We start from the raw sequence: 25,494 nt of genomic DNA on the forward strand, positions 1-25,494 counted from the left end.
AGGTGCCGATGTGAGCTGTCCACCGCCGTGAACATCAGGAGCCGGCAATGATCGATCCATCGCCCGAACTTCCAGACGACACGCCGCAATGCGACTGTCTGCCTGAGCGCGAAGCCCCCTGCAGTCTATTCTCAGGCCCGAGGGGTTCATCGGCTGGCCTTGAATGCCTCCCACCGCGTTTCGCGCTCATCCTGGTAGGCGGGATTTAGCTCGGCAATCATATCCTCGCGACGCAGTGGCCGACCGCAACTCTCACAGACGGGGCCGAGCCCTGCCGAGTTGCCACACGTCCGGTGGGTGTAATTGATAGCCCGACCTTCCCGCGGCGACTTGCACCATGTTTCGCCCCAGGCCCGCAGCGCCTGCAGCACAGGATAGAAGGCCTCGCCTTTCTCCGTCAGGTGATACTCGTGACGCGGCGGTCGCTTGCTGTAGATGCGCCGCTTGACGAGCCCGTCAGCTTCCAGATTCTTCAATCTCGCCGCGACCATTTGCGGCGTAGCTCCGGTCTGGGCCTGGATCTCTTCGAAACGATGACTGCGCATGAAGAGTTCGCGCAGGATCAGCACAGTCCAGCGGTCGCCCACGACCGTCTCGGAGCGGGCCACCGGGCAAAGCGTTTGGGAACCATGGGCTTTCTGCATCTTGATCACGATTTCTTCACCGCGGATTGTAACTATGATTTTCATAGCAATGTAGGACATCATTGAAGCCGATGCAACCGGCCGCGTTGCGGCCCAAGGAGACGGACAATGATTGCGACCAGATACCCCCGCGACAGGACAGCATTGCTGTTCGTCGATCCGTACAACGATTTTCTATCCGAGGGCGGGAAGGTGTATCCGCACCTCAAGCCGGTCGCCGATGAGGTCGGACTTCTTGACAATCTGCGGCAGCTGGACGGCGCCGTGCGCACGGCTGATATCCAAGTCGTCATCGTCCCGCACCGGCGCTGGGAGCCCGGCGACTACGAGGATTGGGACCATCCAAACCCCACCCAGCGACTGATCATGCAGCGCCACAGCTTTGCGCGCGGCGAATGGGGTGGCGAATGGCATCCCGATTTCGCGCCGAAGCCTGGCGACATCGTCGTCAAGGAGCATTGGGGCCAAAGCGGCTTCGCAAACACCGACCTGGATTTCCAGCTGAAGCAAAAGGGAATCACCCATGTGATCGTGGTCGGCCTCTTGGCCAACACCTGCATCGAGTCCACCGCCCGCTTCGCGATGGAGCTCGGCTACCACGTGACCCTGGTGCGCGACGCCACCGCTGCCTTCTCGCACGAAATGATGCACGCCGCGCACGAACTGAACGGCCCCACCTTCGCCCACCAAATCCTAACCACAGCCGAACTGATCGCGGCCTTGCCCAAGGCGTAACGCACCATCCAGGAGAGAATGCAATGACCATGCTCATCAAAACGCCTGCGGCGGTCGAAGGCTCAGAAGCCATCAACCAGGACAGACGCAAGTTCTTGACCACGGCTGCAATGGGAATAGCGGCAGCCGGCGCCGTCAGCCTGTTTCCCGCGCATCCCGCGCCGGCCGCCACGGGCGATGCAATCCGCACCTTCCGCATCAACTTTCCGGAAGAGGCGCTCGCCGATCTGCGCCGACGCATCAACGCGACGAACTGGCCTGAGCGGGAAACCGTGCCGGATCAATCGCAAGGCGTGCAGTTGGCAACCATGCGTGAACTCGCGCGCTATTGGGCGACGGACTACGACTGGCGGAAGGAAGAGGCGCGGCTCAATGCCTTGCCGCAATTCATCACCGAGATCGACGGGCTGGACATTCATTTCATCCACGTTCGTTCGAAGCACGAAGGGGCGTTGCCGCTCATCGTCACGCACGGATGGCCAGGCTCGATTGTCGAGCAGTTGAAGATCATCGATCCCTTGACCAACCCCACGGCGCACGGCGCATCCGCGTCGGATGCGTTCCATCTGGTCATTCCATCGATGCCGGGCTACGGCTTTTCAGGCAAGCCGACGAGTACCGGCTGGGGTCCCGAGCGCATGGGCAGAGCCTGGGCAGAACTGATGAAGCGCCTCGGCTACACCCACTACGTCGCCCAGGGCGGCGATTGGGGAGCGTTTGTCGTCGACCAGATGGGCTTGCAGGCACCTGCGGGATTGCTCGGCATCCACACCAACATGCCAGCCACCGTTCCCGCCGACGTCGACAAGGCTGTCAGGGCCGGCGATCCACCGCCGTCCAGCCTGTCCGCTGAGGAACGACACGCCTATGAACAGTTGATCAGAACTTTCAAGCAAGTCGACTACGCCAGGTTGATGGCGTCGCGGCCGCAAACCTTGTACGGCATCGCGGATTCACCCGTCGGCCTGGCCGCCTGGCTTCTCGACCACAACGATGCCGGCGGCCAGCCGGCCGCTTCGGTCGCCTCGGCCCTGAACCGGACCGCGAGTGCCACCGGCGAATTGACGCGAGACGAGATCCTCGACAACATCACGCTCTATTGGCTGACGAAGACAGGGGTTTCTGCGTCCCGTCTCTATTGGGAATACAAGGGCGGCTTTTTCAATGCGAAGGGCGTCTCTATTCCGGTGGCCGTGAGCGTCTTTCCTGGCGAGCAATATCAGGCGCCGCGTAGTTGGACAGAACTGGCCTATCCCAAACTCATCTATTACAACAAGGTCGATAAAGGCGGGCACTTTGCGGCCTGGGAACAGCCGCAGCTCTTTTCTGAAGAGGTTCGCGCAGGCTTCCGACCACTGCGCAAATCAACCTGAAGGGTTCGGCACGCGATCACATGCGTTCCGCGTCGCCACGCGTTGGTAACGCGGAACAGCATCTGACTCTCGAGGTGGATTGCCGCCGGCACCGCCGATCACGTGACGCTGGTGCGCGAAGCCACCGCGGCTCTCTCGCACGAAATGATGCGCGCTGCCCATGAGGTGAACGGCCCCACGTTTGCACACTCGATCCTGACAACCGCTGAGGTGATCGCGGCTTTGCCGACGGCATCTCGTTCCAGGGAGATCGTCAAATGACCACGCATCCTAAGACACGAACCGCAGTTGTAGCGACGCCGAGCCAGGAGGCCGTCGATCACGACAGGCGCAAGCTGATCGTCAGCGCCGCCATGGGACTGGCTGCCGCAAGCGCCGCCAGCCTGTTTCCAGTTCGTCCGGCGCCGGCCGCCACGAACGACGCGATCCGTCCGTTCCACATCGATATTCCTGATGCCGACCTTGTCGACCTTCGCCGGCGCCTGGCCAACACCCGATGGCCCGAGAAAGAGACGGTCGCCGACGACACCCAGGGCGTGCCGCTGGCGATGCTGCAGGATCTCGTGCGCTACTGGCACACGGATTACGACTGGCGGAAGGTGGAAGCCCGCCTCAACGCCCTGCCCCAGTTCATCACCGAGATCGACGGACTCGACATCCACTTCATTCACATCCGCTCGAAGCAAGAGAATGCGTTGCCGATGATCGTCACGCATGGCTGGCCCGGCTCCGTCATCGAGCAGCTCAAGATCATCGATCCTCTGACCAACCCCGCCGCGCACGGCGGCAGCGCAGATGACGCATTCCATCTCGTGATCCCGTCGATGCCGGGCTACGGCTTCTCCGGTAAGCCAACTTCGACCGGCTGGGACCCGCAGCACATCGCGCGCGCCTGGGTCGTGCTGATGAAGCGGCTCGGCTACAGGAAGTTCGTCGCGCAAGGCGGCGACTGGGGCTCGCCGGTCTCCAATGAAATGGCAAAACTCGGCGCGCCGGAACTGATCGGCATCCATGTCAACCTGCCCGGCGTCGTTCCGCCCGAGATATTCAAGGCGGTGGCATCCGGCGACGGCCCTCCGGCAAATCTGTCCGCGGAGGAGAAGCACGCCTTCGACCAGCTCAAGCTTCAGTTCGCGAAACGGCGCGCCTATGCGCAGATCATGGGGACGCGACCCCAGACTCTGGCGGGATTTGCCGATTCACCGGCCGGCCTCGCCGCCTGGCTGCTCGACCATGGTGACGGCTATGCCCAGCCGGCCGCGGCGATGACCTCGGCGGTGCTCGGGCGCCCGGTCGGAGGGCACTCAGCGGGAGCGCTGACGCGCGACGACGTGCTCGACAACATCACGCTGTACTGGCTGACCAACACCGCGATTTCCTCGGCGCGCCTGTACTGGGAAAACAAAACCAACCTTTATCTGCCGGCCAACGTCTCGATCCCGGCCGCCGTGACGGCGTTTCCCGGCGAGAGTTTCGTGGCGCCACGGAGCTGGGCGGAGAAAGCCTACCGCAAGCTGATCTATTTCCACCAGGCCGAGGCCGGCGGACACTTCGCGGCGTGGGAGCAGCCCGATATCTTCAGCAGAGAGGTTCGCGCCGCGTTCCGGCCTCTGCGCAGTTCGATCTGAAGATTTCGGCGCGTCGCGCATCAGACCGCGGCGCGCAGGCCAACAGCGTCTGCGCACCCTTCCGCCGATCTTTTGACGGACGAGCGGAAGTCGCTGGCGGCCGACGTGAAAGAAAGAATCACTGCGGGTAACAATGCGGGAGCAGGCAGCCACGAAAATGTTTTCGTATCAATGGCTTATGCCCTTGGTGCGCTCGGAGGGACTCGAACCCCCACGATTTTACTCACTGCCACCTCAAGGCAGCGCGTCTACCAATTCCGCCACGAGCGCTTTGGGGATGCCGGCTTAGGGCTTGAGGCCTGCCGGATCAACGGCGCCGATCTAACAAATCCATCAGTGGGGTACAAGCCTGCAAAGGCCCCGAATTCCACAAGCTTTGCAGGAAAGTTCCTGCACTGCCCCCCAGATCGGCCTTATCTTGTGCCTTGCGTCCGCGGCAGCATCTGCTTGACCTCGACCGCGATCCGGTTGCGGTCGACCAGCACGACGCCGGAGGCCACCGGCAGATTGTTGGCGAGAACCTTGACCTCGTCGGCCTCGGTTGCGTCCAGCTCGATGATGGCGCCGCGGGAAAGACGTAATACCTGATGGATGGGCATGGTGGTCGTCCCGAGGACGACCATGAGATCCACGGTGACTTTGTCGAGAGTAGGCACTGTCAGCACCGCCGCAACTGGAGACTCAACGCCAAGGGACTTGGAATCAGCGACTTGGCATTTGCGCCTGCAATCATCACCACGTTATGGTTAGCCAATGGTTAATTCGCCTCAAAACCCCCGCCAAGAGCTCGATTTGACGTCGTTTTCCGCCGCCGGCGGCGAGCCCGTCGAATGGCGAATCTCGGACGCTCCGGTGCCCTATCCGGAGGCCGTGGCCGCCATGGAGGCCCGCGTCGCCGGCATTGCGGCGGGCGAGGCACCCGAGCTGGTCTGGCTGCTCGAACACCCCCCGCTCTACACCTCTGGGACCTCGGGCAAGGAGACCGATCTGCTCGATCCCCGCTTCCCGACCTTTGCCTCCGGGCGCGGCGGCCAGCTCACCTATCACGGCCCCGGCCAGCGGGTGGCCTACATCATGCTCGACCTCAAGCGGCGACGGCCGGACGTCCGGGCCTATGTCGCGAGCCTGGAGGAACTGATCCTGAAGACGCTTGCCGCCTTCAACGTCCGCGGCGAGCGGCGCGAGGACCGGGTCGGCGTCTGGGTGAAGCGGCCCGACAAGGGGGCCGAGCACGAGGACAAGATCGCGGCGATCGGCGTGCGGCTGAAGCGCTGGGTCTCGTTCCACGGCATCGCCATCAACGTCGAGCCGGAGCTTTCACATTTCGCCGGCATCGTCCCCTGCGGCGTTGCGGATCCTCGTTACGGCGTGACCTCGCTGGTCGATCTCGGCCAGTTGGTGACCCTGGCCGATGTCGACGTCGCGCTTCGGCAGGCGTTTGAAGAGCTGTTCGGGCCGACACGCGCGCTATTGCCGGAAGCAGCCGCCTGACGACGCTTTCCTGTTGGAGACGCACCACGCGCGTTCTCCATCGGCGCGGAATCGGTTACGCTTAGTGTCAGGTGCCGCCCACGCCTCCCCCCTCCGCCGGGAAAGCAGACCTCATGCCGGGCGACTAAACCATCGGACCGACTGTTCGAGCGCCAGGCATAAGGAGGGATTGCGTTTCAGCTCGCAATGGGAGGTTTTGACGATGAAATTGTCCGCCCCGATCTATCATCTGAAGCGTAAAGCAAAACGCCTATCCCGCGAGGAATGCATTCCGCTCCACGACGCCCTTGACCGCGTCGCCACGACGGAAGGGTTTTCCGCCTGGAGCATGCTCGCGGCGAAAGCTGCCGCCGCGACACCGGCCAACAGACTGTTCCCGCAATTCCAGCCGGGTGACCTCGTGCTGGTCGGAGCACGCCCCGGTCAGGGCAAGACGTTGATGAGCCTCGAACTCGCCGTTGAGGCCATGAAGTCCGGCCATCGTGCCGCATTCTTCTCGCTCGAATACACCGAGAAAGACGTGCTGGACCGCTTGCGTGCGATTGGCGTTGAGCCGGCGCAGTTCGACAAACTGTTCGAAATCGATTGCTCCGACACGATCAGTGCCGACTACGTCGTCAAGCAGATGGCCGTGGCTCCCCGCGGGACGGTCGTGGTGATCGACTATCTGCAACTGCTCGACCAGCGGCGGGAAAACCCTAATCTGACCGTTCAGGTGCGCGCGCTGAAATCCTTCGCACGCGACAAGGGGCTGATCGTCGTCTTCATCTCGCAGATTGACCGGTCCTATGATCCCTCGGTCAAGCCCTGCCCCGACCTCGACGATGTCAGGCTGCCGAACCCGCTGGATCTGAAACTGTTCGACAAGATGTGCTTCATGAACAATTCTGAGGTTCAGTTCCGCGCGGCGAGCTGACAACAAGAGCCGCGGGTGAGATGCCTCACCCGCGGCTCGCATCATCACGCCGCCTTCAGCGAAACCTCGAGCTTGCCGGCGATGTAGCGCCGCTCCTGGGTCAGGCCGCCGAAGCCGTAAGCGTCGCCCTTGACCTCGTCGACATGCAGATACGTCTCGGGATGCAGCGGGCCCAAAATCTCGGCCATGCGCTTGAACATCGCGGCGAGATAGGCCGCCTTCTCGTCCTTGGTGTTGGTGCCTTCGGTGATGTGGATGTCGATCCAGTAGCTGGCAAGCTTCTGCTCGGCAAGCGACTTGCCGCCGGCGAACCAGTCGCCCGCATCAACCGACTTCACGATGATGGCGGTGACCTTGGGATCCTTGTGCAGGATTTTTGCGGTGAGCTCGGAGACGGCATTCGCAATGTCGGCCTTCATCGAAGGCGATTGGCGCGAGGTGGTGTAGGACACGGTGATCAGGGGCATTGTCGTTCTCCTCAAGAATGTCGCGCTGTTTGCGCGGCGTTGATCAGAAGCTAGACCCTGCTCGATCATTTTGGTATCTTATCTCTATTGATACCAGTGATAACTGATCCTAATGACAACCACACTCGATATCGCCACCGTCCAGGCCTTCCTGCTGGTCGCCGACCTCCAAAGCTTCACCCGCGCCGCGGAGGTGCTCGGCACGACGCAGGCTGCGGTCAGTCTCAAGCTACAGCGGCTGGAGACATTGCTGGGCAAACGCCTCGTCGAGCGCTCGCCGCGCGCGGTCCGGCTCACGGCCGACGGCGCCAGCTTTCTCGATCGCGCCCGCGCGTTGATGGCGGCGCACGACCGCGCGCTATCGGGCGACGCACCGGCCGCGCAGTCGCTGTCGCTCGGCATCTCCGATCACGCCGCAGGCCCCGAACTGGTGCCGTTGCTCGAACGGCTGCACGCAATGTCGTCAAACCTCACCCTCGCCGTCACCATCGGCTTCTCACGCGAGATGCAGGATGCCTATGACGCGGGCGAGCTCGATGCTGTGATCGTCCGCCAGGAAGGCAGCCGCCGCGGCGGCGAGAAGCTGACGGAGGACGAATTCGGCTGGTTCGCGTCACGACGCTTCACCCTGCCGAAGGGCGAGCCTTTGCCGCTCGCAACGCTCGCCCCGCCCTGCGGCGTCCGCGCGATTGCCGTACGCGCCCTCGACAAGGCCGGCCTCGCCTGGCGCGAGCGCTTTGTTGGTGGCGGCGTCACGGCGGTGGTCGCGGCCGCAATGGCCGGGCTCGCCATCGCGCCGCTGGCACGACGGATCGCGCCTCCCGGGTTGGTCGACGTCGGACCTGCGCACAAGCTGCCAAAGCTCGGCAGCTCGAAGGTGATGCTGCATTCGAAAGTCAGCGATCCCGCGAAGCTTGCAGCGCTGCGTGCGGTGGCGGCGACGTTTCGGAGCATGACCGCCACCTGACATCGCCTCACAGGATCGCCTCGAACGCGCTTCGCAGCGTCTCGTGCCTGAACACAAATCCGCGGCTCAGCGCCTTGTTCGGCAGCACGCGCTGGCCGCCGAGCAAGAGCTCGTCGGCAAAGCCGCCGCCGATCCGCCGCAACAGACCGCCTGGAATGCGGAACACCGCAGGCCGGTGCAGCCGGCGGCTGAGCTCCTCGGTAAACTTTGCGTTGGTGACCGGGATCGGCGCAGTTGCGTTGACGGGGCCGGCGAGATCGGGCGTCGCCATCACATAGGCGATCAGCCGGATCAGATCGTCGCGCTCGATCCAGGACATCCACTGCCGCCCGGTGCCGAGCGGACCGCCGAGCCCGAACTCGAACGGCGTCAGCATGCGCGTGATGAAGCCGCCATCGGTGCCGAGCACGAGGCCGATGCGCAAATTGACCACGCGGACGCCGAACTCCTCTGCCGGCCGCGCCGCCTTCTCCCAGGCCGCACACAGCTCGTGGCTGAAGCAGGCGTGTGACTTGGCCGATTCCGTCAGCACCTGGTCGGCCCACAGGCCGTACCAGCCGATCGCGGAGCCACTGACCAGCACCTCGGGCTTGCGCTCGAGCCGCGCGATCAACTTGACGACCTCGCCGGTCATGTCGACACGCGAACCAATGATCTTGGCGCGCTTCGCCTCGGTCCACAGGCCGTTGCCGATCGGCTCGCCGGCGAGATTGACGATCGCGTCGATTGGCGTGTCGGCGGCGAGCTGATCGAGGCTGGTGATCAGCGTCACCGGGGGCGGCAGCATCTCCGCTTTCGCCGGATTGCGGATCAGCGCGATGACGTGATGCCCCGCCCCACTTAGGCTCGCCGCAAGGCGGCTGCCGATGAATCCGGTCGCGCCGGTGATCAGCACGGTCTTGCGGCCTGGGATTTTCTCAACAAGCCCGTTTGCAGGAACACTCTTCATTCGCCCGAGCCGGCGCATCGCGGCAAAATCCCTGACGCCGCAGAGCGCAGCGCCAACCGCGCAGGCGCTCGCGGCGATGCTGAGCAGGCCCTGATAAACCACGGTCACGCCAAAGGGCTGCATCGCCCAATCGATCAGCATGGGCAATAACAGCACAAGAATCGCGCCGTAATTGATCGCGAGCAGCGTGTGGTTGATGCGCTCGCTCGGCGGCAGCTTTCGGCTCAGATCCTCCTCGACGAAATCCATCAACGTGATGACGATCTCGGCGATCAGCACGGTGACGATCGCCAGTGCCAGCACGCCGTAGACCTCCAGCCAGCCGAGCAGGACGAACAGGAGCGCATAGAGCATGTTGCGGATGCCGTGCAGCTTCAGCTCGAACCGCTGCGAGGGGCGCCAGGCCAGGCGCTCGGTGAACTCGTGATGATAGAAGGTATCGAACACGCCCATCACGATCTGGATGGCGATGAGCGTCCACAAGAGCGGGGTCATGACACGGCCTCCCTGAACACGGCGGACTGGTGGATCAGCGCGCCGTAACGCGGATGAATGACATCGAGAGTGAAGCGGAAGGCACCCTCGCCGAGGTCGCTGTGCGTCACCGTGAGATCGCCCGGCGTGAGCCAGTGCGGCAGCGGGATCCACAGGCGCCCGAGCTGCAGGCCGTAGCCAGCGCTGCGGAAGGTCAGCACCTCGCCCTCGACTGTGATGCGCAGCGCCATGGAGACGCCGAAGCCGACATACTCTTCGAGCCCGGTCGGACCGGCGAAACGTTTGGCGGAATGGATCACCTGCGGAAAGCCGCGCTTACGCGCGCAGATCCGGGTCCAGGTCTGCCCGCCGGTCGCGCCGTCCTCGGTGACCGTGACGATCATCGGCACGCCGGCGTCGCGTCCCGTCGGTAGCGGCCCGCCGATCAGCCGCGCCATTTGTGCAAACCACCAGCCGATGTCGCTGAAAGAGACCTCGTCGACGACGCCGACATAGACGACGCTGTCGCCGTCGGCGACGCGCTTTGAGAAGCGCCGCCACGTCGCGAGCGGCAGGCGGCCCCAATCCTCGTTCGACAGCAGCGCACGGAAGCGGCGATCGTCGAGCAGTTTGATGTGAGCGGAGGTTGGTGCGCTGGAGCTTGATAATCTCGCCGACGTCATCGCAACCTCCTCGGAACTATTTGGCCTTGCCCAGCGGCAGCAGGTTGGCGATCTTCTCGCCAAGCCGCATCAAGGCGACCACACGCGGCCGCGGCACTTTCAGCATCTGCATGAACCAGTGGTCGGCCAGCTCAGTGAAGGCGAGCATCTCCTTCAGCCGCTTGCTCGCGACCGGATTGATGGTCGGATCATCAGCGGCATCGGACACGCAGGCCCGCAGCGCCTTGATCGCCGGATCGAGCTCCCGCTCCTTGCGCCGCGCTGCGATCCGGGCTGCGACCTCCCAGATGTCGGTCTCGGCCTCGTAATGATCGCGGCGGTCGCCGAGGATCGGCACCCGCCGGATCAGGTTCCAGGCGAGCAGCTCCTTCAGCGAGTTGGAGACGTTGGAGCGCGCCATGCCGAGCGTGTCCGCGATGTCCTCAGCCGTCATCGGCGCCTCCGCGAGATAGAGCAGCCCGTGGATCTGGCTGACCGAGCGGTTGACGCCCCACTGATCCCCCATGTCGCCCCAATGCAGGATGAAGCGCTCGACGGCGGCGGGGAGTTTCTTCTTTCCGGTTATTTCTGTCATGACAGAAATATCTGATGGACGCGATTGCATGTCAAGTGCCGCGATCGCCTTGCGTCCTGCATACCGTCCGCTCCATTTGCCCAAAAACATCCCAGAGAACGGGAACCAAGCACGTCTTGGAGCGTTTGCCCCCGTCGAGGCGGGGTCCAGGAATGGTTAAAAAGTTCAATCAACAGAGAGACTTGTTCGAAAGCGAACGGAGTTTCCGGCTGTTGGTGGAGGGAGTCGCGGACTACGCGCTCTATATGCTTGATCCCACGGGGATCATTACCAGCTGGAACATCGGCGGTGAGCGGATCAAGGGCTATTCGCCCGAAGAGATCCTCGGCCAGCACTTCTCGCGCTTCTATACCGAGACCGACCGCGCCAACGGCAAGCCCGCCCGGGCCCTCGGCATCGCCCGGGATCAGGGCCGCTACGAGGAGGAAGGCTGGCGTGTCCGCAAGGACGGCACTTTCTTCTGGGCGAGCGTCATCATCGATCCGATCTATGAGGACGGCGCCCTCGTCGGCTTTGCAAAAATCACCCGCGACATCACCGAGCGGCGCAATGCGCAGATCAGGCTCGAGGCGATGCAGACGCAGCTTGCGGAGTCGCAGAAGTTCGATGCGCTCGGCCAGCTCACCGGCGGCGTCGCCCACGACTTCAACAATCTGCTGATGATCATCAGCGGCAGCCTTCACATCCTGAAGAAAGGCGACCCCGACGATTCCAGGTTTCAGCGCGCGGTCTCGGCGATCGAGACCGCCGCCAAGCGTGGCGCCGCGCTGACCGGCCAGCTCCTGACTTTCGCGCGGCGGCAGAGCGTCAATCCGCAGGCGATCCATTTCGGCGATCGCATCGAGGCGATCCGCGAAGTGCTTCACGCCGGCGTCGGCAGCGCCGTTCGCCTCGCCTTCGACATCGAGCGCGAGGTCTGGCCGGTCAAGGCCGATGTCTCCGAGCTCGAGACAGGGCTGCTCAATCTCGTCATCAATGCCCGCGATGCCATGCCCGATGGCGGCACCGTGACGATCGGCGCACACAACATCGTCCTGGACGGTCCGCTCCACAACGGCGAATTCGTCGCCATCACCGTCGCCGACACCGGGTTCGGCATCCCCTCCGACGTCGTCGACAGGATTTTCGAGCCGTTCTTCACAACGAAGCCGGTCGGAAAGGGCACCGGCCTCGGCCTGTCGCAGGTGCACGGCTTTGCGCATCAGGCGGGTGGCACAGTCAAGGTCGCAAGCGAGCTCGGCAAGGGCACGACCTTCACCATTCTGCTGCCGCGCGAAACCGCGACCATGCCGACCGCGACCCTTGAGGTCGCGCCGGTGCGCGGCAGCGGCACGGTGCTACTGGTCGAAGACAACCCTGATGTCGCCATCGTCAGCATCGGCCTGCTGGAGCAGCTCGGCTATCGCGTGCGCAGGGTCGCAGATGCCGAAACCGCGCTGCGCGAGCTCGAGATCAACGGCGTCGACTTCGTGTTCTCCGACATCGTCATGCCCGGCAACATGGACGGGCTCGGCCTCGCCCATCGTCTGCGCCAGATCCGCCCCGACCTGCCGATCCTGCTCGCCAGCGGCTACAGCGAAGCCGCCGCCGCCGTGCGCGGCGACTTTCCGATCCTGCGCAAGCCGTACGAGATCCACGAGCTGAGCGAAGCGATCTCGAAGCTGCCGAGGTGATGGCCGACTACAGCGTCGGCAACACCGAGAACGCCTCCCCTGCCCTGCGCAGGTTCAGCTCATCCACGCTGGCCGTTTCACTCGTCACGCTGTCGACCCGTGATGACGGCGGGCCGTGGCGGCAGAGCGCCACCATGTCCGCGACATGCTTCGGCGTTCCCGCGAACAGCGCTTCCACGCTGCCGTCGCGGCGGTTACGCACCCAGCCTTCCAGCCCGCTTGTGACGGCCTGAGACTCGACCCAGGCCCGATAGCCGACGCCTTGCACGCGGCCGCGAATCATGACCTGGAGGATCGCCCGGCTCATTTCTTCAGCCCGAGGAGCTCGGCGCTGCGCGCTTTCACTTCGGCTTCGCGCATGACGCGACTGGTCAACTCCGCTGACGGCAACCCCTTCAACGCTTTCGGAGCCGTGCCCTCGCGCAATGCCTTCTGGACGTCATAGACGGCTTGAGTCGCTGCCGCGATCGGCGCGTGGCCCTGAAGCGCGATGCGGACCCGTTGGCTGGCGAGATAGTCGATCGCGTTCAATTCGTCCGGCGCACCCCCGAGCACGATCGGCAGGCGCGTTGCGGATACGATGGCCTCGAGCTCAGCGCGCGACTTGATGCCAGTGAAGAACAGCGCATCAACGCCGGTGGCTTCATAAGCCCTGGCGCGGCGGATCGCGTCGTCGATCGAGCTGATCGAGGCCGCACCGGTGCGGCCCATGATGACCAGCGTGGGATCGCCGCGGCCGTCGATCGCGGCCTTCATCTTGCCGACGCCCTCCTCCAACGGGATCAGCTGCGATTTTGTCTCGCCAAAGGCAGCCGGCAGCAGCGTGTCCTCAATGGTGAGACCGGCCGCCCCCGCCGTCTCCAGCTCCTGCACCGTGCGGCGCACATTCAGCGCATTGCCATAGCCGTGGTCGGCATCGACCAGCACCGGGAGCCCGGCGGCGCGCGACATCCGCCGCATCTGCTCGGCGAGCTCCGTAAGCGTGATCAGGGTGATATCGGGATCGCCGAGTACGGCCAGCGAGGCCACCGAGCCGCCGAACATGCCGAGCGGAAAGCCGAGATCCTCGGCAATGCGGATCGAGATCGCGTCATAGACCGAACCGGGATGGACGCAGGTCCCGCCCGACAGGATGGAACGCAGTTTCTCGCGGCGGGAACGAAAGGCCATGGTGCCCTCTCTACTGTTGCGACACAACCGCAACATACTCCGTCATTGCGAGCGCAGCGAAGCAATCCAGAATCTTTCCGCGGAGGCAGTCTGGATTGCTTCGCTACGCTCGCAATGACGCCGGTCGTGGGGCCCGGTTAGGGGCCCCACGCGCACGCTCTACGCAAACTCCAAAATCAGCGCGTCTACCGCGAGCGTCGCGCCGGCGCTGGCGTGGATCTTCTTCACGGTGCCGTCCTGCTCGGCGCGGAGCACGTTCTGCATCTTCATAGCTTCGACCACGGCCAGCGTCTCGCCGGCCTTGACCTCCTGCCCCTCCGTCACCGCGATCGAGACGATGAGGCCAGGCATCGGGCACAGCAGCTTCTTGCCGGTATCGGACGCCGTCGTCACCGGCATCAGTCTCGCCGAGGCGGCTTCCGCTTCGGTCCAGACATAAACCGGCACCTCGACGCCCTGATGCGCGAGGCGGATGCCGTTGGCAATCGGGCGCGCCTGCACCGCGACGAAATGGCCGTCGATCGTGCCCTGCCAGACCGGATCGCCGGGCTTCCATGCGGACTGCAGCAGATGCGCATTGCCGGCGTTGCCCTCGGCATCGACGAACCGCACCGCGATTGCCTCGCCCTCGCGGGCAACCTCGAGCAAGATCTCCTGACGGTCGAGCCAGACAGCACGGCGGCGCTCGCGCTGCACGATGCGGCCGCCCATCTGGCCGGAGATCTGCCGCTTGCGTTCGCCGAGCACGTGATCGATGGCGGCGCCGACCGCGGCGATCCGCCGCGCGACCTCGCCTTCGGGCACGCGCACCGCAAAGCCCTTGGGGAATTCCTCGGCGATGAAGCCGGTCGACAGATTGCCCTCGCGCCAGCGCGGATGGTGCATCAGCGCCGACAGGAACGGGATGTTGTGGCGGATGCCGTCGACATAGAACGAATCCAGCGCGGTCGCCTGCGCCTCGATCGCAGCCGCGCGCGACGGCGCGTGCGTGACGAGCTTTGCGATCATCGGATCGTAATGTATCGAGATCTCGCCGCCCTCCTGCACACCGGTGTCGTTGCGCACGGTGATGCCATCCCTGCTCACTTCCGCCGGCGGGCGATATTTCACCAGACGCCCGATCGAGGGCAGGAAGTTGCGGAACGGGTCTTCGGCGTAGAGGCGCGATTCCACCGCCCACCCGGTCAGCGTGACGTCCTTCTGCGCGAGCGCGAGCTTTTCGCCTGCGGCAACGCGGATCATCTGCTCGACGAGGTCGACGCCGGTCACGAGCTCGGTGACGGGATGCTCGACCTGGAGGCGCGTGTTCATCTCCAGGAAGTAGAAGCTCTTGTCCTGCCCGGCGACGAACTCGACGGTGCCGGCGGAATCGTAGTTCACGGCCTTGGCCAGCGCGACCGCCTGCTCGCCCATCTTGCGGCGGGTGGCTTCGTCGAGCAGCGGCGACGGCGCCTCCTCGATGACCTTCTGGTTGCGGCGCTGGATCGAGCATTCGCGCTCGCCGAGATAGATGACGTTGCCGTGCTTGTCGCCCAGCACCTGGATCTCGATGTGGCGGGGATCGACGATGAATTTTTCGACGAAGACGCGGTCGTCGCCGAACGACGCCTTGGCCTCGGCCTTGGCGAGGTTGAAGCCTTCGGCGACCTCGGCCTTCGAATGGGCGATGCGCATGCCCTTGCCGCCGCCGCCGGCGGAGGCCTTGATCATCACGGGATAGCCGATCTCGTCGGCGATCCTGACCGCGTGCCTGTCGTCCTCGATGACGCCGAGATGGCCCGGCACGGTCGAGACCTTGGCCTTCGCAGCCGCCTTCTTGGACTCGATCTTGTCGCCCATCGCGGCGATCGCGCCAGGGTTCGGGCCGATGAAGACGATACCGGCAGCTTCCAGCGCGCGCGGAAACGCCTCGCGTTCGGATAGGAAGCCGTAGCCGGGATGAACGGCCTCGGCGCCGGTCTTGCGGCAAGCCTCCACGATCTTCTCGATCACCAGATAGCTCTCGGCCGCGGCCGGCGGGCCGATCAGCACGGCCTCGTCGGCCATCTCGACATGGAGGGCGTCGCGGTCGGCCTCGGAATAGACGGCAACCGTCTGAATTCCCATCTTGCGGGCGGTCTTGATGACCCGGCAGGCGATTTCGCCGCGGTTGGCGATCAGAATGCGTTTGAACATGCTTTTCTTGAGTCTCGACCTTGGGCGGGACCCTTCCCTGGCCGTTGGGGCCTATAGGACGGGCCGTGTGGCTCCCGTGGTACATCAAAATTGGCCGGAGGCAACGGTCTAAATCCCGCCCCGCTGGCGTACCAGCGCAAGACCGATCGGGCCTGGCGAACCCCTTGGATGACTTACGGCTTCCCGGCCTTGGCCACGTCCCGGACCAGGCTGTGGATGAAGCCCAGTTTGGCGACCACGGCCGATGACAGGATGAAGGGATAGAGGTCGCGCAGGCCCATGGCTCGGTTGACGCTGTTCATGGCGAAGGTGAAGGGCAGCCATGCGTCGACGATCGCCTCGACGCCTTTCGCCTCGTAGGGGTTGAACCGGATTCGCGTCGACAACTCCCCGTCGCGGTCGACCTTGGGCCGCACCTCCATGCCGAATTCCGAGGCCATCTCCAGCGTGTCCACGATGTGGAGGTAATGCGCCCAGGTCTCGGCAAAGTCTTCCCAGGGGTGTGTGGTGGCATAAGACGACACGTAATTCTGCTGCCAGTCCGGCGGCGCGCCTTCGGCATAGTGGCGCTGCAGGGCCTCACCGTAATCAACGGAATCGTCGCCGAACACCGCGCGGCATTCATCCAGTTTGCCGCCGCCGCGCACCAGCACGTCCCAGAAATAGTGTCCAACCTCGTGGCGGAAATGCCCGAGCAGCGTCCGGTAGGGCTCGCCCATCTCCAGCCTGCGCCGCTCGCGCTCGATGCCATCGGTCTCAGTCAGCGCGATCGTGATCAGACCGTTGTCATGCCCGGTCAGGATTTTCTGGCCGCTGTTGGGATCATCGGCGAGGAAATTGAAGATCAGGCCGTGCTCGGGGTTCTCCTGCCGGGTCTGAAGCGGCAGCTTCCAGCGGATCAGCGAATAGAACAGCCGGTGCTTCGCCACCTCCAGCTCGCGCCAGCCGGCGAGCTGCGCGGGGTCGGACAGATCAGGCACGATGCCGTTGTGACGGCAGGCGCGGCAATAGCCGGTGGTATCGCTGCCATCGGTCAGCCAGTTGCAGGCGTCGTACTCAGCATTGCGGCACAGCATCTGCCCTTTGCCCTTGTCGGCGAGCGTGGCCCAGCCCTCCCCGTCGGGCTCGATCGCCGACATCGTCTCCTTCTCCGGCAGGAAGGCGACCTTGTGGCCGCAACGTTCGCAGGCACGGTTCTCGAAATAGAGAACATTGCCGCAGGCCTGGCAGACAAAGAGCTTCAAGATTTAGCCTCTAGCGAAAGGAGTTTTACGAGCAGCAGTCGTGGCGCCCCGCAGATACGCGCGCCGACGCCTCATCGTTCCAATATCAGGAACAAATAGCCAGCCCCCCGCGTTCGTTCATACCCGCCACACGCCGTTCGGCGGGCGTTTCCTGATCTATTCCCTTTTGAGCAATGGCCATCACGCTTTGTCTGTGTGAATATCGGCCCGGCACGTGCGCTCCCGCATCACAACGGCCGACGCCTTGAACGATTTTACGCCCGAAACAACCGCAGCCGAAAGGCTGCGCCAGCACCTCGAAGACATCGCGCGCGAGCGCGACGATGCCTATCGCGCGCTTCAGGAGCGCGAGGCGGAGCTGGCGCGGATCCAGCGCATCGGCAAGGTCGGCGGGCTCGAGGTCGACTTCCGCGAAGGCTTCAAGAACCGCCGCTCGCCGGAATATCTGATGATCCACGGGCTGCCGCCCGAGGCCGTCGACGAGACCCACGAAGACTGGGTCAGCCGTGTCCATCCCGATGACCGCGACGCGACCGTCAAACATTTCTTCGAGGCGCTGGCCGGGACCAGCGAGGACTACACCGCCGAATACCGCATCATCCGCCCCAGCGACGCCGAGACCCGCTGGATTCGTGTCGTCGCCAAGATCGAGCGCGACAGCGACGGTCGCGCCATCCGCCTGGTGGGCGCCCATATCGACGTGACCGACCAGATGCTGGTGCGCGAGACCTTGCGCGAGAGCGAGGAGCGGTTTCGGCTGATTGCCGACAGCGCACCGGTGCCGATCTGGGTGACGAAGCTCGACCGCACGCGCTCCTTCGCCAACCAGGCCTATGTCGATTTCGTCGGCCTGCCCTACGACCAGGCCATCGCCTTCGATTGGCGCAAGGTGCTGCATCCTGACGACCTGCCGCACGTGCTGCAACAATCAGTCCAGGGCGAAGCCTCGCTCAAGCCGTTCGTGCTGGAGGCGCGCTACAAGGACGCCAGCGGCGAATGGCGCTGGCTGCGCTCGGAGTCGCAGCCACGCTGGGACCCCACCGGCAAGCATATCGGCTTCATCGGCGTCGCCCATGACATCACCGTCGCCAAACAGGCCGAGATCGAACTGCGGCAGCTCAACGAGACGCTGGAAGAACGTATCGCCGAGCGCACCGCCGAGCTCGAATCCAACGAGGCTCGGCTGCGCGCGATCTTGGGGACCAGCAACCAGTATCAGGGGCTGGTCAACCTCAAGGGTGAATTGCTCTACGCCAACAAGACCGCGCTCGACGGCATCAGGGCGAACGCGTCGGACGTGACCGGAAAGCCGTTCTGGGATACGCCCTGGTTCACCGGCACCCACGGCATGAGCGCAACCGTGCGCGAAGCCTTCGACACCGTCCTCAAGGGCGAAGCGGTGCGGATGGAGATGCGGCTGCGGCTGCCCATCGGCGAGCGCGATTTCGAGTTCGGCATGCGCCCGGTGCTCGACCGCCACGGCAACATCACCGGCGCGGTGCCGGAAGCCGTCGACATCACCGAGCGCCGCCGTGGCGAGGAGGCGCTGCGGCAGTCGCAGAAGATGGAGGCGATCGGCCAGCTCACCGGCGGCGTCGCGCACGATTTCAACAACCTCCTTACCATCATCCGTTCGGCGACCGACTTCCTGCGCCGGCGCGAGCTGCCGGAGGAGCGCCGCCGCCGCTATGTCGATGCGATCTCCGACACTGTCGAGCGCGCCTCGAAACTGACCGCGCAGCTTCTGGCGTTCGCGCGCCGGCAGCCGCTGAAACCGCAGATCTTCAATGTCGGCAGCCAGGTCGAGGGCGTGGCGCAGCTGGTGCGGCCGCTGGTCGGCGGCCGCATCGAGATCGTCGTCGAGATCGACGATGCCGACTGCTTCACGGTGGCCGACATCGCCCAGTTCGAGACCGCGCTGATCAATCTCGCCATCAACGCCCGCGACGCCATGGACAGCGACGGCCGCCTCACCATCGCCGTGCGCAAGGTTCAGGGCATCCCGAACCTGCGCGCGCAGTCGGCGCGCGGCGGCGACTATGTCGCGATCTCGGTGGCGGATACCGGCAGCGGCATCGCGCCGGAAAACATCGACGCCATCTTCGAGCCGTTCTTCACCACCAAGGAGGTCGGCAAAGGCACCGGCCTCGGCCTCAGCCAGGCGTTCGGCTTCGCAAAACAGTCCGAAGGCGATATCGCGGTGACGAGCACGCACGGCCAGGGCGCGACCTTCACGATCTACCTGCCGCAAGCGCAGAGCCCGGCTGCCGAGAAGGAAGCCGCATCGCTCACCAGCGAAAGCGCGACCACGGGGCGCGGCTACCGCGTGCTCGTGGTCGAGGACAATGACGATGTCGGCCAGTTCTCGACCGAGCTTCTGGAAGACCTCGGCTATGTCGTCCGCCGCGTCGCCAACGCCAATGCCGCGCTCGCCATCCTCGGCGAGAACGAATTCGCGGTCGACCTGGTGTTCTCCGACGTCATCATGCCCGGCATGAATGGCGTCGAGCTCGCTGGCATCATCCGCGAGCGCTATCCGGGCCTGCCGGTGGTGCTGACCAGCGGCTACAGCAACGTGCTCGCCGAAAACGCCCACCGCGGCTTCGAGCTGATCCAGAAACCGTACTCGGTGGAATCGCTCTCGCGCATTTTGCGCAAGGCGATCACGGAGAAGCTGTCGGTGGCAAGGTGAGTGCGCGCCAAATCTACCCTGTCGTCCCGGCGAAGGCCGGGACCCATACCCCCAGGGAGAAGTTTGACACGAGATGGTCATTGGCAATCTTCGCCAAACACCTTTTCGTGGTTATGGGTCCCGGCCTTCGCCGGGACGACGATTGAGTGTTACGCTACAGTTGCCCGCAAAACAGAGCCTCCCATGAAACCCGCCCTCTTCTCCGCCTGGCAGACCTGGGCGCTGCTCTCCGCCTGCTTCGCCGCACTGACCGCGATCTTTGCCAAGGTCGGCGTCGAGAACATCAATCCTGATCTCGCCACCTTCATCCGGACCATCGTGGTGCTGCTGGCCTTCTCGGTGCTGCTGTTCTTCACTGGCCAATTCGCCGTGCCCTCGGCGGTCTCGTCGAAAACATGGCTGTTCCTGGTGCTGTCGGGGCTTGCGACCGGCGCGTCTTGGCTGTGTTACTTCCGGGCGCTAAAACTCGGGCCCGCAACACTGGTGGCACCGATCGACAAGCTCAGCGTCGTGCTGGTTGCCCTGTTCGCTTTCGCCTTTCTCGGCGAGCGGCCAAGCGCGCAGGGCTGGGTCGGAATCGCCATGATCGGCGCCGGCGCGGTGCTGCTGGCGGTGAAGTTCTAGCTAGGGCGGAACAAAGGTGGCGTGAGATCGGTTTCTGCCGGGGCACTTCCCAGCCTCGATCGAGAGACTGATGTCGAGCGAAAACTCCGATCAGGCAAGGCAGGCCGGCCGCGCGCTGGATGCGGCGGGGAAGACAGCGGCATCGGCATCCGCTATCGCTGGCAAAAGAACCCACTCCACTTCAAGGATTGAACGTGCCGTCAGACGCCATCTGGGCCTGGAGCATCATCGTCGCAGCGACCGCGGGCGTCATCATCCGCCCTTTTCGACTGCCCGAGGCGATCTGGGCCGTGCTCGGCGCCGGCGCCCTCGTGCTGCTCGGCTTCCTGCCATGGCAGGACGCGCTCACCGGCATCGAGAAGGGCATCGACGTCTATCTTTTCCTAATCGGCATGATGTTGATCGCCGAGCTCGCCCGGCTCGAAGGCCTGTTCGATTATCTCGCGGCGCTTGCCGTGGAATACGCAGCGGGCTCGCCGCAGCGACTATTCCTGCTGATCTACATCGTCGGCACGGTCGTCACCGTGCTGCTCTCGAACGATGCCACCGCCATCGTGCTGACGCCGGCGGTCTATGCTGCGACGCGCGCGGCCGGCGCCAAACCTTTGCCTTACCTGTTCGTCTGCGCCTTCATTGCGAATGCTGCAAGCTTCGTGCTGCCGATCTCGAACCCCGCCAATCTCGTCGTGTTCGGCGCACGCATGCCGCAGCTGACAGAATGGCTGCGCCTGTTCGCCCTGCCGTCGGCGGCCTCGATCCTGCTCACCTATATCGTGCTGCGCCTGACCCAGCACCGCGCGCTCAAGGAAGAGACCATCGCGCGCAGCGTGCCACATCCAAAGCTCGGCCACGGCGGCAAGCTGACGGCTGTGGGCATCGTCGCCATCGGCGTCGTCCTGGTCACGGCCTCCGCGCTCGACAAGCAACTGGGCCTGCCGACCTTCATCTGCGGCGTGGTGACGGCCGCCATCGTGCTGCTGATCAGCCGCCAATCGCCGTTACCCGTGCTGCGCGGCGTCTCCTGGAGCGTGCTGCCGCTGGTCGGCGGCCTGTTCGTGATGGTGGAGGCGTTGGTGAAGACTGGTGTGATCGGCCAGCTCAGCGCGCTACTGCATCAGGCCGTCGCTCAATCCGTGACGCAGGCCGCCTGGAGCGTCGGCATCGCGACTGCGGTCGCCACCAATATCGCCAACAATTTGCCGGTCGGCCTCGTCGCGGGCTCGGTTGCCGCCAGCGATCATCTGCCGGCGCCGGTGGTCAGCGCTCTTCTGATCGGCGTCGATCTCGGACCCAATTTGTCGGTGACGGGATCGCTTGCGACCATCCTCTGGCTGGTCGCGCTGCGGCGAGAGCAGATCGAGGTCGGCGCCTGGCCGTTCCTCAAGCTCGGCATGCTGGTGACGCCGCCGGCCCTGATCGCGGCCTTGGCCGCCGCGATCAGGTAACGCTCGCTACTAGTCGTTCTCGTAGCCGTAGACTTCCGGCAGGATGAAGATTGCCGCACACAATCCGATCAGCGGAAAGATCGCGACCATCAACGTGGCATTGGCCTGCCCGACCGCAGCGAACACCGTCGGGAACAGGAAGATCGCCAGGAACGACGGCAGCTTCACGAACATGTAGGCAAAGCCGCTCGCCGTGCCGCGATACTTCGGCTTGGCGACCATGGTCGGAATCGTCATGCAGTTCGACGCGTCCCAATAATGGCCCCACAGCATAGCGGCCGCCGCGAACGGCAGCAGGATCTTGTTGTCGGTGTAGAGCGCAAAGGCCGCGACCAGCAGCGAGGCCAGCACGATCGAGAAACCGGCGATCGCGATGCCGCGGTGGCCGATCTTCGGCGTCAGCAACGGGCCGACCCAGCCGGACAGAGCGGCGAAACAGAACAGCGCCATCGTCACCAGATTGATGCCGAGCACGCTCGACACGCCGACCATCACGAACAGCACCGGCAGGTAGAACGCGAAGGTCGAGAACTCGCTGCCTTGCGCGAAGCAGGCGATCCAGCCGTAGACCGTCGCACGCCAGCGGATCGGGTCCTGCTTGAGATCGGCGAGGAAGGCGCGGGTCGAGACCTTGGGCACCACCACATCCTGGTCCGGCAGCATGGCGAGATCGTCGTTGAACATCTCGCGCGCGACCTGCTTGGCCTCGCGATAACGTCCCTTCTGCACCAGCCACACAGCCGTCTCCGGCACGTCGTGGCGCATGATCAGGATGATCAGCGCCGGCACTGCACCGAGGCCGAGAGTCACGCGCCACAGCATCTCGTGCTGAATGTCGAGCAGCAGGAAGATCACGATGACGCCGATGGTGAGGACTTCACCGACCGCGAACATGAACTGCCAGCGATTACCCATCACCTCGCGCTCACCCTTGGCCATGGATTCCATGATGTAGGTGTAGCCAGTCGAGATATCCGAGCCGAGCGGAATGCCGAGCAGGAAGCGGATCACGACGAGCCAGGCAACGCTCGGCACGAAAGCCTGCGCCAGCGCCAGCACGATGAACATCACCATCGTCACCAGGAACATGACGCGACGGCCGATCTTGTCGGACAGCCAGCCGCCGAGCAGCGCACCGATCAGCGCGCCGCCCTGCGTGCCGGCCGCAGCAAGGCCGAGCATCAACGGATCGGGATTGTACTGCTCCTTGATGAAGATCAGCACGAAGGCGATCGAATAGAGGTCCCAGGCCTCGACCAGGATCGAGGCCATCATCAGCCAGCCGACCTTGTTGCCCTTTGGGCTATAATTCGTGATGAGATAGCGGACCGCGGCTTCGCTCGCGGTCGGTTGTGGCATGGCCATCGTCGACATGTTTGGTCCTCTCTTCAAAACTCTTTACGCGCCAAGTACTTTTTAGGCGCCAAGTAGCGGCTCGATGCTGCAGTCGAGCAGGCGCGGGTCGATCCCCGCCTCCATGCCGGTGAACATCTGGTCCATGTAGTCGATCAGGGCATCGCTCGCCTTCACCGCGTCCTCGACGCGGCGGCCGGCAACGGCGGTCAGAATGGCGAGATGACGATCGATCGTGCCGGACAGGTCGGTCTGTCCCGGCATGAAGCGGTGGTGGATGTAGCCGATGCGTCGATACAGCGTGTGCAGCGGCCGCAGCGTATGCACCAGGAACGGCTCGCCCGCGGCTTCCAGCACCAGCGCGTCGATGCGCCGGTCGATGCTGTTGAACTCGTCGAGGGTCAGGGTGGCGCGGCGCTCGCGCAGCAGGCGCTCGATATGCAGCGCCTGATTGCGATGCGAGAGGCTGGCGCGATCGGCCGCAAGACGAACGACGAAGCGCTCCATGTCGCGGCGCAAGGCCAGCAGCATGCGCTCGCGCGCGAGATCGATCGGCGCGATGTGCAAGCCGTGGCGCGGGCGGATGATGATGAGCGTGTCGGCTGAGAGACGATTGACCGCGTGATGCACCGGCGTGCGGCCGAAGCCGGTGATCTGCTGCAACTCCAGCATCGTCATGAATTGGCCGGGCTTGAGCTCGCAATGAACCAGCAGCTCCTCGATCTTCTGATAGGCGAGCTCGAAGAAATTGAGACGGTTGCGCCGTGAGGGCTTGCCCTCGCCGTCGTCCTCGTTTCTCACCACCTCGAGCGCGCGCTTGCGCCGTGCCATGTCATCCTCTCCCGTCAGCCCGCGCTCTCGTTGCTGGGTGGCGCCTTATTTGTGGCACCCTTAAAACATGTTGTGATATATTACAAGCAAGCGTAAGACTTTCGCGAACGCGCTGAATGCTGCAGCGCAAAATGAAAATACGACGGTGCGAGGCGCCTGGGATGGGAGGACAATTGCCATGAAGATCACGTCGATCGAGACGCTGCGCACCGAGGAATTCTCCAACGTCATCTGGGTGCGCGTTCACACCGATACGGGCGTGATCGGTCTCGGCGAGACCTTTTATGGTGCTGGCGCAGTCGAAGCGCAGATTCACGACACCTTTGCTGGCCGCTTGCTCGGCCGTAATCCCCTGCACATCGAGGCGATCCATCGCGACATGCTGAACCTGCCGATGGCGCAGTCCTCGACCGGCGTGGAATATCGCGCGGCGTCGGCGATCGACATCGCGCTATGGGACCTGTTCGGCAAGATCTGCAATCAGCCGGTGCACCAGATGCTCGGCGGCCTCTGCCGCGACAAGCAGCGCATCTACAACACTTGCGCCGGCACACAATACGTCCGCTCCACCAATATCAGCCCGGTCGCCAACTGGAATCTCGGTGCCTCCAAGGGTCCCTATGAAGACCTCGACGGCTTCATGCATCACGCCGACGCGCTCGCCGAAAGCCTGCTGGAGAGCGGCATCTCCGCGATGAAGATCTGGCCGTTCGATCCGGCTGCACAGGAGAACAAGGGTCTTTACATCACGGCCGCCCAGATGAAGCGGGCGATCGAGCCGTTCGAGAAGATCCGCAAGGCGGTCGGCGACAAGATGGAGATCATGGTCGAGCTCCATTCGCTGTGGAATCTGCCGACCGCAAAGCAGATCGCCCGCGCGCTCGAGCCCTACAAGCCGACCTGGTACGAAGACCCGATCCGCATGAACTCGCCGCAGGCGCTCGCCGAATATGCGCGCTCGACCGACGTCTGGGTCTGCGCCAGCGAAACGCTCGGCTCACGCTTCCCCTACAAGGACATGCTCGACCGCGACGCCATGCATGTGGTGATGGCCGATCTGTGCTGGACCGGCGGCCTCACCGAGGGCCGCAAGATCGCGGCGATGGCCGAGACCTATCACCGACCCTTCGCGCCGCATGATTGCATCGGCCCGATCGGCTTCATCGCCGCCATCCACATGTCGTTCAGCCAGCCCAACACCCTGATCCAGGAATCGGTGCGCGCCTTCTACAAGGGCTGGTACAATGAGCTCGTCACCACGATGCCAACGATCAAGGACGGCTATGTCTATCCGATGGAAGGCCCCGGCCTCGGCGTCGACCTTCTTCCCGCCGTCTTCGATCGCTCCGATCTGACCGTGCGTCGCTCCAACGCTTGAGGATTTTT

Annotated in this window: 23 protein-coding genes, 1 tRNA gene and 1 pseudogene; 12 read left to right on the forward strand and 13 right to left on the reverse strand. The window is 64.1% G+C overall.

The window, feature by feature from the left end:
* Positions 1–146: 146 nt before the first annotated feature.
* Entirely contained in the window at positions 147–644 is a 498-nt protein-coding gene (locus ACLFLU_RS25815; protein ID WP_426414079.1) for a winged helix-turn-helix transcriptional regulator, read from the reverse strand.
* Between the two features lie 108 nt (positions 645–752).
* Between ACLFLU_RS25815 and ACLFLU_RS25820 the strand changes: the two genes are divergently transcribed.
* The 4 genes and pseudogenes from ACLFLU_RS25820 to ACLFLU_RS25835 all read left to right on the forward strand — a co-directional run bounded on the left by ACLFLU_RS25820 (position 753) and on the right by ACLFLU_RS25835 (position 4,380).
* Entirely contained in the window at positions 753–1,379 is a 627-nt protein-coding gene (locus tag ACLFLU_RS25820; RefSeq protein ID WP_426407627.1) for an isochorismatase family cysteine hydrolase, read from the forward strand.
* A 23-nt stretch (positions 1,380–1,402) separates the two neighbouring features.
* On the forward strand, positions 1,403–2,752 hold the full coding sequence (locus ACLFLU_RS25825; protein ID WP_426407628.1) for an epoxide hydrolase family protein: 1,350 nt from the start codon (positions 1,403–1,405) through the stop codon (positions 2,750–2,752).
* A 99-nt stretch (positions 2,753–2,851) separates the two neighbouring features.
* Positions 2,852–3,013: pseudogene (locus ACLFLU_RS25830) on the forward strand (cysteine hydrolase); the annotation flags it as partial.
* On the forward strand, positions 3,010–4,380 hold the full coding sequence (locus ACLFLU_RS25835) for an epoxide hydrolase family protein (RefSeq protein ID WP_426407629.1): 1,371 nt from the start codon (positions 3,010–3,012) through the stop codon (positions 4,378–4,380). The pseudogene ACLFLU_RS25830 and the gene ACLFLU_RS25835, both read left to right, overlap by 4 nt.
* 185 nt (positions 4,381–4,565) lie before the next feature.
* On the opposite strand, the gene ACLFLU_RS25840 is transcribed toward ACLFLU_RS25835, so the two are convergent.
* Positions 4,566–4,650, reverse strand: a tRNA-Leu gene (locus tag ACLFLU_RS25840).
* A 143-nt stretch (positions 4,651–4,793) separates the two neighbouring features.
* Entirely contained in the window at positions 4,794–5,036 is a 243-nt protein-coding gene (locus tag ACLFLU_RS25845) for a FliM/FliN family flagellar motor switch protein (protein ID WP_008141759.1), read from the reverse strand.
* A gap of 97 nt (positions 5,037–5,133) precedes the next feature.
* On the opposite strand from ACLFLU_RS25845, the gene lipB reads away from it, so the two are divergent.
* Positions 5,134–5,871 (forward strand): lipoyl(octanoyl) transferase LipB, encoded by a 738-nt coding sequence (gene lipB, locus ACLFLU_RS25850; protein WP_426407630.1) that lies wholly within the window; start codon positions 5,134–5,136, stop codon positions 5,869–5,871.
* A 202-nt stretch (positions 5,872–6,073) separates the two neighbouring features.
* Entirely contained in the window at positions 6,074–6,787 is a 714-nt protein-coding gene (locus tag ACLFLU_RS25855) for a DNA helicase (protein ID WP_426414080.1), read from the forward strand.
* A gap of 44 nt (positions 6,788–6,831) precedes the next feature.
* On the opposite strand, the gene ACLFLU_RS25860 is transcribed toward ACLFLU_RS25855, so the two are convergent.
* Positions 6,832–7,254, reverse strand: coding sequence for a tautomerase family protein (locus tag ACLFLU_RS25860; RefSeq protein WP_426407631.1), 423 nt, complete (start codon positions 7,252–7,254; stop codon positions 6,832–6,834).
* Positions 7,255–7,366: 112 nt separating this feature from the next.
* Between ACLFLU_RS25860 and ACLFLU_RS25865 the strand changes: the two genes are divergently transcribed.
* The gene (locus ACLFLU_RS25865; RefSeq protein ID WP_426407632.1) at positions 7,367–8,221 is read left to right on the forward strand and encodes a LysR family transcriptional regulator; all 855 of its coding nucleotides are present in this window, start codon (positions 7,367–7,369) and stop codon (positions 8,219–8,221) included.
* A gap of 7 nt (positions 8,222–8,228) precedes the next feature.
* Here the strand turns inward: ACLFLU_RS25865 and ACLFLU_RS25870 are convergent, their stop codons facing one another.
* From ACLFLU_RS25870 to ACLFLU_RS25880, 3 genes are read right to left on the reverse strand one after another with little or no spacing between them, the layout of a single operon-like run.
* On the reverse strand, positions 8,229–9,665 hold the full coding sequence (locus ACLFLU_RS25870; RefSeq protein WP_426407633.1) for a TIGR01777 family oxidoreductase: 1,437 nt from the start codon (positions 9,663–9,665) through the stop codon (positions 8,229–8,231).
* Positions 9,662–10,327: a DUF4166 domain-containing protein gene (locus tag ACLFLU_RS25875; protein ID WP_426407634.1), complete on the reverse strand. Its 666-nt coding sequence runs from the start codon at positions 10,325–10,327 to the stop codon at positions 9,662–9,664. The genes ACLFLU_RS25870 and ACLFLU_RS25875 overlap by 4 nt, the downstream gene beginning before the upstream one ends.
* 16 nt (positions 10,328–10,343) lie before the next feature.
* Positions 10,344–10,901: a GbsR/MarR family transcriptional regulator gene (locus ACLFLU_RS25880; protein WP_426407635.1), complete on the reverse strand. Its 558-nt coding sequence runs from the start codon at positions 10,899–10,901 to the stop codon at positions 10,344–10,346.
* A 152-nt stretch (positions 10,902–11,053) separates the two neighbouring features.
* Between ACLFLU_RS25880 and ACLFLU_RS25885 the strand changes: the two genes are divergently transcribed.
* A complete protein-coding gene (locus ACLFLU_RS25885; RefSeq protein ID WP_426407636.1) occupies positions 11,054–12,574 on the forward strand; it encodes an ATP-binding protein in 1,521 nt (506 codons plus the stop codon).
* Positions 12,575–12,581: 7 nt separating this feature from the next.
* Here ACLFLU_RS25885 and ACLFLU_RS25890 read toward each other — a convergent pair whose 3' ends face one another.
* The 4 genes from ACLFLU_RS25890 to ACLFLU_RS25905 form a co-directional block, all read right to left on the reverse strand.
* Positions 12,582–12,881 (reverse strand): acylphosphatase, encoded by a 300-nt coding sequence (locus ACLFLU_RS25890; protein ID WP_426407637.1) that lies wholly within the window; start codon positions 12,879–12,881, stop codon positions 12,582–12,584.
* Positions 12,878–13,744: an isocitrate lyase/PEP mutase family protein gene (locus ACLFLU_RS25895; protein WP_426407638.1), complete on the reverse strand. Its 867-nt coding sequence runs from the start codon at positions 13,742–13,744 to the stop codon at positions 12,878–12,880. Before ACLFLU_RS25895 ends, ACLFLU_RS25890 begins: the two co-directional genes overlap by 4 nt.
* Before the next feature lie 159 nt (positions 13,745–13,903).
* Positions 13,904–15,919 carry an acetyl-CoA carboxylase biotin carboxylase subunit gene (locus tag ACLFLU_RS25900; protein WP_426407639.1) on the reverse strand — a complete coding sequence of 672 codons (2,016 nt, stop codon included), beginning with the start codon at positions 15,917–15,919 and terminating at the stop codon, positions 13,904–13,906.
* 173 nt (positions 15,920–16,092) lie between these two features.
* A complete protein-coding gene (locus tag ACLFLU_RS25905) occupies positions 16,093–17,163 on the reverse strand; it encodes a zinc-binding metallopeptidase family protein (RefSeq protein ID WP_426407640.1) in 1,071 nt (356 codons plus the stop codon).
* 214 nt (positions 17,164–17,377) lie between these two features.
* Between ACLFLU_RS25905 and ACLFLU_RS25910 the strand changes: the two genes are divergently transcribed.
* From ACLFLU_RS25910 to ACLFLU_RS25920, 3 genes are all read left to right on the forward strand, one after another.
* Positions 17,378–19,855, forward strand: coding sequence for a PAS domain S-box protein (locus tag ACLFLU_RS25910; protein WP_426407641.1), 2,478 nt, complete (start codon positions 17,378–17,380; stop codon positions 19,853–19,855).
* 183 nt (positions 19,856–20,038) lie between these two features.
* Complete coding sequence (locus tag ACLFLU_RS25915) at positions 20,039–20,479, forward strand: EamA family transporter (protein ID WP_426407642.1); 441 nt, start codon at positions 20,039–20,041, stop codon at positions 20,477–20,479.
* Positions 20,480–20,673: 194 nt separating this feature from the next.
* Positions 20,674–21,924, forward strand: coding sequence for an arsenic transporter (locus tag ACLFLU_RS25920; RefSeq protein WP_426407643.1), 1,251 nt, complete (start codon positions 20,674–20,676; stop codon positions 21,922–21,924).
* A gap of 9 nt (positions 21,925–21,933) precedes the next feature.
* On the opposite strand, the gene ACLFLU_RS25925 is transcribed toward ACLFLU_RS25920, so the two are convergent.
* On the reverse strand, positions 21,934–23,298 hold the full coding sequence (locus tag ACLFLU_RS25925) for an MFS transporter (protein ID WP_426407644.1): 1,365 nt from the start codon (positions 23,296–23,298) through the stop codon (positions 21,934–21,936).
* 42 nt (positions 23,299–23,340) lie between these two features.
* Positions 23,341–24,108 (reverse strand): GntR family transcriptional regulator, encoded by a 768-nt coding sequence (locus tag ACLFLU_RS25930; RefSeq protein WP_426407645.1) that lies wholly within the window; start codon positions 24,106–24,108, stop codon positions 23,341–23,343.
* 178 nt (positions 24,109–24,286) lie between these two features.
* Here ACLFLU_RS25930 and ACLFLU_RS25935 point away from each other — a divergent pair, with 178 nt between their 5' ends.
* Positions 24,287–25,486 (forward strand): mandelate racemase/muconate lactonizing enzyme family protein, encoded by a 1,200-nt coding sequence (locus ACLFLU_RS25935; protein WP_426407646.1) that lies wholly within the window; start codon positions 24,287–24,289, stop codon positions 25,484–25,486.
* Positions 25,487–25,494 lie beyond the last annotated feature (8 nt).

The sequence above is a fragment of the Bradyrhizobium ganzhouense genome (assembly GCF_049949285.1).
In the GTDB taxonomy this organism is placed as follows: Bacteria; Pseudomonadota; Alphaproteobacteria; order Rhizobiales; family Xanthobacteraceae; genus Bradyrhizobium; species Bradyrhizobium ganzhouense.

What these genes read in the sequence shown, in the direction of transcription:
- ACLFLU_RS25815 (WP_426414079.1), bottom strand. Translation starts at nt 644, where the DNA reads ATGCAGAAAGCCCATGGTTCCCAAACGCTTTGCCCGGTGGCCCGCTCC.
- ACLFLU_RS25820 (WP_426407627.1), top strand. Translation starts at nt 753, where the DNA reads ATGATTGCGACCAGATACCCCCGCGACAGGACAGCATTGCTGTTCGTC.
- ACLFLU_RS25825 (WP_426407628.1), top strand. Translation starts at nt 1,403, where the DNA reads ATGACCATGCTCATCAAAACGCCTGCGGCGGTCGAAGGCTCAGAAGCC.
- ACLFLU_RS25835 (WP_426407629.1), top strand. Translation starts at nt 3,010, where the DNA reads ATGACCACGCATCCTAAGACACGAACCGCAGTTGTAGCGACGCCGAGC.
- lipB (WP_426407630.1), top strand. Translation starts at nt 5,134, where the DNA reads ATGGTTAATTCGCCTCAAAACCCCCGCCAAGAGCTCGATTTGACGTCG.
- ACLFLU_RS25855 (WP_426414080.1), top strand. Translation starts at nt 6,074, where the DNA reads ATGAAATTGTCCGCCCCGATCTATCATCTGAAGCGTAAAGCAAAACGC.
- ACLFLU_RS25860 (WP_426407631.1), bottom strand. Translation starts at nt 7,254, where the DNA reads ATGCCCCTGATCACCGTGTCCTACACCACCTCGCGCCAATCGCCTTCG.
- ACLFLU_RS25865 (WP_426407632.1), top strand. Translation starts at nt 7,367, where the DNA reads ATGACAACCACACTCGATATCGCCACCGTCCAGGCCTTCCTGCTGGTC.
- ACLFLU_RS25870 (WP_426407633.1), bottom strand. Translation starts at nt 9,665, where the DNA reads ATGACCCCGCTCTTGTGGACGCTCATCGCCATCCAGATCGTGATGGGC.
- ACLFLU_RS25875 (WP_426407634.1), bottom strand. Translation starts at nt 10,327, where the DNA reads ATGACGTCGGCGAGATTATCAAGCTCCAGCGCACCAACCTCCGCTCAC.
- ACLFLU_RS25880 (WP_426407635.1), bottom strand. Translation starts at nt 10,901, where the DNA reads ATGACAGAAATAACCGGAAAGAAGAAACTCCCCGCCGCCGTCGAGCGC.
- ACLFLU_RS25885 (WP_426407636.1), top strand. Translation starts at nt 11,054, where the DNA reads ATGGTTAAAAAGTTCAATCAACAGAGAGACTTGTTCGAAAGCGAACGG.
- ACLFLU_RS25890 (WP_426407637.1), bottom strand. Translation starts at nt 12,881, where the DNA reads ATGAGCCGGGCGATCCTCCAGGTCATGATTCGCGGCCGCGTGCAAGGC.
- ACLFLU_RS25895 (WP_426407638.1), bottom strand. Translation starts at nt 13,744, where the DNA reads ATGGCCTTTCGTTCCCGCCGCGAGAAACTGCGTTCCATCCTGTCGGGC.
- ACLFLU_RS25900 (WP_426407639.1), bottom strand. Translation starts at nt 15,919, where the DNA reads ATGTTCAAACGCATTCTGATCGCCAACCGCGGCGAAATCGCCTGCCGG.
- ACLFLU_RS25915 (WP_426407642.1), top strand. Translation starts at nt 20,039, where the DNA reads ATGAAACCCGCCCTCTTCTCCGCCTGGCAGACCTGGGCGCTGCTCTCC.
- ACLFLU_RS25925 (WP_426407644.1), bottom strand. Translation starts at nt 23,298, where the DNA reads ATGTCGACGATGGCCATGCCACAACCGACCGCGAGCGAAGCCGCGGTC.
- ACLFLU_RS25930 (WP_426407645.1), bottom strand. Translation starts at nt 24,108, where the DNA reads ATGGCACGGCGCAAGCGCGCGCTCGAGGTGGTGAGAAACGAGGACGAC.
- ACLFLU_RS25935 (WP_426407646.1), top strand. Translation starts at nt 24,287, where the DNA reads ATGAAGATCACGTCGATCGAGACGCTGCGCACCGAGGAATTCTCCAAC.